The organism is Rothia sp. HMSC076D04, assembly GCF_001814645.1.
Taxonomy (GTDB): Bacteria; Actinomycetota; Actinomycetes; order Actinomycetales; family Micrococcaceae; genus Rothia; species Rothia mucilaginosa.
Map to the genome: position 1 here is coordinate 2060 of NZ_KV817367.1, position 8227 is coordinate 10286.

An 8227-nucleotide genomic window follows, 5' to 3' on the forward strand; every position below is an offset into this window, starting at 1 on the left:
ACAGCAGAGGCAAACTCAGCCGACTGGGAGTCGGTCTTTGCCTCGTCCTGCACGCCGTAGAGGCATACTGCGCGAACGCGGGCGCCCTCATCAGTGACCAGCACCTTCACCCAAGCATTCTGAGGCTGAGCGCTATCAAAGTACTCAACACGCACCAGCGCACCAGCGGCATCATAGGCCCAACGCAGAGTCTCGGTACCGCGAACGGCAGAAGAGAGCATCTGCGCGTCAGTGTAGGTGTACATGACCAGGCCAGTAGGCGAATCCACGCCGCTAATACGGCCCAAATCATCACGAATAATCTCAGTGTGCAGAGCCTCAGAAGAGTCTGCCTCAGCGGGTTGCTCGGTCACAGAGGTCATGTGTGCACCACGGTAACCAAACTCGCGAACCCAGGTGCCTGCCAGGTCAGACACCTGTGCACGCACCAGTGCGTCTACCGCGTTGTACTCGAAGGAAGACTCCACACGAGACTCAGAAGTAACGGCGGTTCCATCCAGACGGTACGCAGTAATGTCAGTCTGCTTGACCATGCGGCCAGCAGCATCATACACATAAGCGCTCGAACCCAGAGGGTGCACAAACTCAGTGCGCAGACCATCAGCATCGTAAGCATAGGACAGCTCGTAGCCGCCAGTCTCGTCCATGTACGCAGTACGGAAAGACTCCGGAATCTGAGCACCAAACTCACGGCGCTGACGAACCAGACGGCCCAGACGGTCATAAGACTCAACCGTCACCACAGGAGCACCAAACGCATCAACGCCCGCGTGATCATAAGTCGTCATCGTACGGCGCGCAGAATCACGCTCCATACGGTACAGCAAAGAACCATTCACCGAATGGGAACAGGGAACACCGTCACGGTCATAACCGAAGGAATGTACAGCACCATTACCGTCAGTGCTGGTCAGCAGACGACCGGCAGCATCATAGGTAGAGGTAGTGCGCACACCCAGCGGATCCGTTACCGCCAGAACATTACCCATCAGATCATACTCGTAGCGGGTAATACGACCGGCAGGGTCCATTACAGAGGTAACGTTACCCGCCTCGTCATAGCGGTAATGGGTCACGCCACCGGCACCATTAGTCACCGCAACCACCTGAGAAGCGGCATCATAGGTGAACGAACGAGTACCCCACTTGTTATCGCGGATGCTCTTCACACGACCACAAGAATCCCAGGTGTAGAACACCGGAGAAGCCACACCGGAACCGGTAATAGACAGCACACGACCGCACGCATCATAGCGAACGCGCGCCTCAGAACCGTCACCGTACACCTGGCGAATCAGACGGGAATCAGCGTCGTACTCGTAACGAGTCACAGACTGCTCAGCAGTACCGGCAGCATCATAGGTTGCAGCCAGTCGACCGCACGCATCGTAGTTGTACTCGGTCACACGACCCGCGGGGGAAATCATGCGCACCATCTGGTTCGAACCGTTGTACTCGTAACGGCTCAGACCGCCCTCAGCGTCCAGAACCTGCACGGGGTTACCCGCACCGTCATAAACCATCGTGGAAACAGTCGGGTCGTCCGCATCTGCACTAACCTGCGGACCAGAATCATCAGAGAGAACCTCGCTACGCACCGGGCGACCCAGGTGGTCACACGAGATACGCACGCGGTCAACACCATCACTAGTGGTGACGGTCTTACGCGAGGAATCAACAGAAGTACGTACGCTCACACCGGTCGGGTCAATCAACGCGGTCAGAGTGCTTGCGGCATCGTACTCGCGAGTCCACACGCCACCGGCGGGGTCAATGGTGCGGACCAGGCGCATCAAACCATCGTAGGCGTAGCTGAACTGCGCGCCACCCGGCAGGGTAATGCGGTCAATATTGCCGTTCGTATCAAAGGAACGCTCCATGCGGCGACCCAGCGGGTCAACCACGGCAACAATGTCACCGCTCGGACCGTACTCGTACTCGGTGCGAGCACCAGCAGGGTCCACCGAAGCCACCAGGCGACCGCCAGCAGCGTACTCAAAACGCCAGCGAGAACCATCCGGATCCTGACGGCACACCATGTGACCGGCAGAATCATAGGTAAACTCAGTCTCCAACCCAAGGGCGGAAACAATCTTCACCAGGTGGCCCGCAGCAGAGTACTCGCAACGGGTCAGCTGCTGCTCAGCATTACGAATACCGGTCAGCAGACCACACTCGTCATACTCCAAGGAGACGGTAACGTCCTCAGGGCTCACCACACGCTGCAGCAGGCCGTCAGCCCACTCAAAACGGGTCACATGACCGTTACCATCGGTCATAGAAGAGGGGTTACGCTCAAAATCATTTGCGTACTCGTAAGTCACCGTAGTCATCGGGCTTACGGCAGGGCTCTGAGCAGGCTCCTGGCCTGAAACGGCTTCTTCAGGAGTGCGGTCCTGAGCCTCAGCCTCCAGGCGGGCACGGCGAGCCAGACGGGCGGCACGGCGAGCGCGCGGGTCCGTCTCAATAGCACTCACCGTCATAGAAACTACGCGGTCATGCTCGTCATAGGCGAAGAGGGTTTCTGCACCCTCATCGGTGACCTCACGAATAATACGGCCGCGCTCATCGCTGTAGCGAGTGATGCGGGAACCATCGCGGTCCACCACGCTCACGCGGTTGCCAAAGTCATCGTAGGCATAGCTAGCACGCCCGCCTTCCGCGTCAACAATGGCGGTCAGGCGTGCGTACTGGTCACTAACCCACAGGTTCGTGTAGGAAGCATCTTCGTTCGAAACGTCAGTAATGCCGTTCGGCAGGTAGCGGTAGCGAACACGGCGACCGTATTCGGTGTCCTGCTCAGTAATACGACCGGCAGGGTCGTAGTAGTTGGTCACCTCAACAGTGCCGGTGCTAGCCACCACGCGGTGAATCAGACCGGCAGCGTCATGTTCATAACGGCGGGTACCGGCGTCACCGTGCACAGCGCACAGGTGGGTACGGCCGTCAAGGGTGACGTACTCGTAACGCACCGACTGCCCACGAGAAGAATGAATAGCGCCGACAAGGCCGCCTTCGGTGTACTCCACGTTGATACGTGCACCACGCTGATGCACGATGGAGCTAACGCGTCCCTCTTCATCGCGCAGGTATGCGACAGCAGTACCTGCTCCAGCGCTCATACCCAGGTAAACACCGGTGAGGCTAAAGATGTGCTGGGTTCCAGAGTTGTCGGAGATACGCAGCAGGGACGAGGCACCGTAGCCCGTCGCGTGCAAAATATAGCGCAGGGAGGGGTCAGCAATAGAGCCCTCTTCACCCATCAGCTGGGTAAGGGGCAGCTCTTCAAGCCACCATGCTTCACGCGGGGCACGAGCATAGCCGTGGGTGCCGTCCTCACGAATCATTCGGTCGAAGGTAACCTCACGACCGTCAGCCATCGTCCAGACAGCATTCTCAACGTTCAGCTGCACACGGCTCTCAATATTCGAGGACCAGCCCGCACCGAACACACCGGATACAGCGTGCTGACCGAAAACAGCCACGCTGTTGTACATGCGAGTTACAGAGCAAGCAGAAACCACACCGGAGAACGCCATGTCGGTCTCTTCTTCAATGAAGTTACCCGTCGCAACGTTCACGGGGTCATTCACGTAACCACTGGTAGTGGATTTACCCACAATAGCCGGAGTCGGAACTTCCAAATCGTGACGCTCGGTGCTAACTCCAGCTGCAGTAATGGCGCCATCCAGAACAGAATCAGCGACGGCAACAATCTGACCCGAGCTACCGTACTTTTCAAAGGTATTGGCTACGATGCCCAGCCAGGTCTTATCGTTAGCGTTCGACTTATTCCACGCTTCAAACGTGCTAATGAGATTTTCAGCGTCAATGGTTCCCCACTGGCACTTAGCCGCAAATTCAGAAGCAAGGCTACGGAGCTTACCGGGCTCAGCGTCAAAGCTAGTACCAAGGTTCGCCAAAGTACCAGAAAGAGCACGCACGGTTGAAGGGCGCGCTGAAGAAACAGGCATACCCGATGAACGAGTCTCAGTGCTCTCACGATGACCTAACGACGCAGTATCAATATTGGTGTCAGGTACGTAATGCTCAGCCTTCGGAGGATCACCTCCAAACGTTTCATTCCACCATTTACGGAAACCGCCCAAGTCAGTCTCATAGTGGTACATACGGTCGCGGTTCTCATTTTCCTTATGAGCAGCTTCCTTAAGGCGGTCCACCACCGTTGCCAGCTGCCGCAGAATATTCGCAATATCACGACCATCACTGACTGCAGTGTCAATATTGGTTGCCGTAATCTCTGCGTAGTGACCTTCAAAATCTTCAAGAGCCTTCGTCAAAGAAGACTTGAGACCGGGAAGAGTATTATCAATGTTCTGCGCTACGCCACGGCAGGCATTCGCAAAAGCATCAGATGTTGCATCATCAAACTTAACTCTTTCAGTGCTCACATTAGTTGAATCGGGCGCATCCATGCTCTGCCGCCTTTCGGGTGTGATTGGTTCGGAAGTGTGGTGATTAAACAGATGTAGACAGACATGTACACCATGCCTGGAAAACAACGTGGGTATAACCGAATAACAGAAAACGCCGCCTACCGCTCACCGCCCCGTAGCCGGGGAGCGGGGCGGTAAACGGCGTTTACCAGGGAAGGCTTAGGAGCCGCCACCTGCCTGGAAGATATCGGTAGAAATCTGGTTGAGCTGCTCGCGCAGGTCGGTCAGTTCCTGAGTCAGGTTACGCAGGGTGTTTTCTACGCCGGGCCAGGTGTCATTGCGGAAACGCTCAGCCAGGGGGCCGTCCCAGTTGTTGGGGTCCTTCAGCTGGTTACCCTGCTGGTTGAGGTTGTTGATTTCGTTCTGCAGACCGCCATTGATGATGTTCTGGAGAGCAGTAATGGCATCCTTGGCTGCCTGCGATGAGAGTACGCGATCGGACACGATGTTCCTCTTTCGTCGTTGAGTTGCCGGAAGATGTGCATTAGATACGCGAATATCAAATACGCACCGTTAGTGCTTTGCACCACTTCGAACATTACACTATTTCGCGGCAAAGCGCACCCCCTGCACCCTATTGTGAGAAAAATTTCTCATAGTAGACATTGCACAGCAGTGCGTGCATATACATCTATCTACTCTCATCAAGGGATTTCTCCCGCTACGGTATCCTTAGGAAATGCCAGCCCACTCGGGGTGGCGTCATACCAATAGAATCCCCAACCACATACGAAAAGAGGACTTTCATGTCTGAAAACACCCCGCAGCCGGCTGCACCGCAGCAGCCGCAATTCACCCAGCAGGCACCCGCCGCACAGCCCGCACACGGCGCGCCCGTCGAGGCACCGAAAAAGAAGAAGTGGGCGGCAGTAACCGCGTTGGTTCTGGGCATTATTTCCGCCCTGACCGGCTTCATTATCCTGGGTGCATTTACCGCAATCCCGACCGTTATTTTCGCGATTATCGCTCTGGTGATGGTCAAGCGCGGCACCGGTAAGGGCAAGGTCATGGCTATCGTTTCGCTCGTGCTGGTTGCGGTCGCGATGGTTACCTTCGTTCTGGGTAACAATGTGCGCGCAGAGAGGGATGCAAGGCTTAAGCAACGAGCTCAGGAAGCAATCCAGAAGTGTGAGAGCAAGGAATTTGTTGGCGCCTACTACACCGAGAAGGACGGTAAGCGTTACTGCGCATACGGCGGCTGGCTCTACCCTGTAGACAACGACAAGTAGACCGACCGTCTCGGTTATTGACCGATGATGTGATGAGTGGGGGCGTTCGTTCACGCGGCGATAACCGTGCCTGCGAGCGCCCCTCAACCATATCTTCTGGAGGCACCGCCGCCTAGTTTGGGTGGGGTGCGTGCTCTTCCTATTCACCAACCACACGAAACGAGAACCCACTGTGCCTAGTTTCCCTCTGATTTTCTGGAGCACCCTCACTACATTCATAACAATTGCGACGTTTTACGTCCTCATCAATTACGAGGTGCAGCGATGGAAAGATAAACAATGGCTACGTGAGGGTATTTATATCCGACGGGTTACTCGGCTCGAAGCTTTAGGAATAATAATATTGCCCATTTTTCCAGCTCTTATGGTTGTATACCATATGTACGAACCTGGTATAGATGATGTGGTGTTTGAGATGCTGGCTTTATTGCTACCACTACTAGGTGCTGCATACTTGCGCTATGTGCATGTTGCCTACGTGAAGACCTCCGCCGACGGCATTGAGCAGCGCATTTGGTTCTCCAACCCGACCCGTTACCCTTTCAACGCGATCAACCGCGTCGTGTTCTACAAAGCAGCAAAATATGAAGACGAGGACATGGTGGGATTCTACGCTAAGTCAGGCACCCAGATTGCGCTGTTTAGCCCGTTGGCTCATAAAAATTACCGGCTCATGGCGATTGTGCGTTTCAGGATTGAGAATGAGCGTTGGCCTGATATGGACAACCCGGATGATGTGGCTCAGGTGGACTGTTTGGATTGTGCCGGGAAGACGATGCGCTACTTTGAGAATTTGGGGAAGGTTACCGACCTTGCCGACGTCTACATGTAACCAACCACCACACTAGGACATTTCATGCTCAGAAAATTCCTTGCCGAAACCGTCACCAACGGCTCCATAGGACTCAACCGACCCAAAGGCTACATTCCTCTGGGTCAACGGCAGAAAAAGCCGCTGCTGGCTGTACTAGCTGCAGATTCTTTCGTGCTGTTGGTATGCATTTTACTGCCTCTAATTTTTCCTGCTGAGAGTCCTGTTGATTATATTCCTGCATTTATTTTCATGAATATTATCGGTTCATTCTTCTGGTTCTTAGCTATTCACACCAATTCCTTCTACGTCCAGCAGAATGAAACCTCCGTGAAATGGCGGAACTGGAGATTCAAAACCCGCGAGTTCGACTACAGCAGCATCACCAAAATCCATATGAAAGAGAACGGCAAGGGCGGCTACTTCGTAATTAGCAGTAGCCAGATGGGTAAACGCCGCCTAGCGTTCAGCCCCGTCTTCTTTGACGCGACCTACATCTATCACATGATTCTTTTCCGTGAGCGTTACGGTGTTTGGCCGCCCAAGTACATCCCGGAGCTCTTCGTAGAATTTGGTGACTATGAGGAGATGGATACCCTCATCAAAATGCTCTGCTACGCCCACAAGTATGAGATTGGTTCCCCCGAGGCTGGGGAGTACCGACAGATCCCGGAGCACCTGCAGCGCATCCTCGACCGCGCCGCGGTAGAGTCCAAATAGTTGAAAGGGAAATAGCATGAACGCTATCTCTGAAACCTTCAGAATCCTATGGCTAATCTTCCTATGGTTCGGCTTTAGCTTCATAGCTCTTGCATCTCTAGTGATGGCCGTTATTGGGGTATGGCCTTGGGGTGCGTTGTTCTTCGTTTTAAGCCCTCTGAATCTTGCTTACATAGATATGATTAACGCTGAAAATATTGGCTATAAAGCGACCGGAGGCCTCTTCCACCGCTTCTTTATTTTCGTTTACTCCATCAACGCGGTGGGCTTGATTGTACTGACAGTTCTTACGGCTTTCGGTGTACTCCAGGGGGACCCGGCTCCGTGGACCCCAGAGACGAACTTTGCCTCCTGGTACATGGTTGGCGGGCTAATCATCGCCGCCTTCCTCATCTACCGCATCGAGCCTAATGATGAGATTCCTGACCTGCAGCGCATGGAGCAGATGAATAGGTACTCAACCCGCGTGGGTGTTGTGTCGGCGGCTATTTTTACGGTTCTGTGCCTCGTGGTTCCTCTGACCAGTTTCATGACTGCAGGCTATGATCCGGCGGCTCTGGCGGTTGCGCTTTTCCTGGCCCCGGGGTTCCTACGTATTGTGCGTGAAGGACTCTTCTACCTGCACAGCACCCGCTTTGAGGAGGGGTCTGAGGGGTATCGTACCCTGCGTGCCGTGTGTATTGGAGTGGCTGGCCTGGCGGCGTGTATTGCGCTTGGATACCTGGGCTATTCGCTGGTTCGTCTGGAGTTGCTGCCTGCGCTGTTCTTTGCGGCGTCGGTGGCGATGAATGGGTGGTCGGTGAAGAAATATGTCACTGTGGGTATCACCATTCCCGAGAAGGAAGACGCGGATTCCTCTTCTCATGCTAGCGTTCAGGAGGCGGAGTAAAGCATGCTAGATACCTTCTTTAGTATTTTCTGGGGAATTGTTTTGGTGCTCTCCGTTGCCTCTATCCCCTACATTATTATCAGGTACGAGATTAATCGACGCCAAGATAAGAAAAAAGAAG

The 8227-nt window shown here is 54.4% G+C and carries 6 protein-coding genes; 4 read left to right on the top strand and 2 right to left on the bottom strand.

All coding sequences use genetic code 11. The features are described from left to right. Both HMPREF2980_RS04480 and HMPREF2980_RS04485 read right to left on the bottom strand, forming a co-directional pair. A partial coding sequence (locus tag HMPREF2980_RS04480; RefSeq protein WP_070690377.1) for a DUF6531 domain-containing protein occupies positions 1 to 4436 on the bottom strand: 4436 nt, incomplete at its 3' end. A 180-nt stretch (positions 4437 to 4616) separates the two neighbouring features. Then, complete coding sequence (locus HMPREF2980_RS04485) at positions 4617 to 4901, bottom strand: pyrophosphorylase (protein WP_005507345.1); 285 nt, start codon at positions 4899 to 4901, stop codon at positions 4617 to 4619. A gap of 302 nt (positions 4902 to 5203) precedes the next feature. On the opposite strand from HMPREF2980_RS04485, the gene HMPREF2980_RS04490 reads away from it, so the two are divergent. The 4 genes from HMPREF2980_RS04490 to HMPREF2980_RS04505 all read left to right on the top strand — a co-directional run bounded on the left by HMPREF2980_RS04490 (position 5204) and on the right by HMPREF2980_RS04505 (position 8106). Next, a complete protein-coding gene (locus HMPREF2980_RS04490; RefSeq protein WP_049341985.1) occupies positions 5204 to 5686 on the top strand; it encodes a DUF4190 domain-containing protein in 483 nt (160 codons plus the stop codon). A gap of 454 nt (positions 5687 to 6140) precedes the next feature. Then, entirely contained in the window at positions 6141 to 6518 is a 378-nt protein-coding gene (locus HMPREF2980_RS09605; RefSeq protein WP_239662261.1) for a hypothetical protein, read from the top strand. Positions 6519 to 6542: 24 nt separating this feature from the next. Then, positions 6543 to 7217 (top strand): hypothetical protein, encoded by a 675-nt coding sequence (locus HMPREF2980_RS04500; RefSeq protein ID WP_049341983.1) that lies wholly within the window; start codon positions 6543 to 6545, stop codon positions 7215 to 7217. Between the two features lie 178 nt (positions 7218 to 7395). After that, a complete protein-coding gene (locus tag HMPREF2980_RS04505; protein ID WP_141755944.1) occupies positions 7396 to 8106 on the top strand; it encodes a hypothetical protein in 711 nt (236 codons plus the stop codon). Positions 8107 to 8227: the final 121 nt, after the last annotated feature.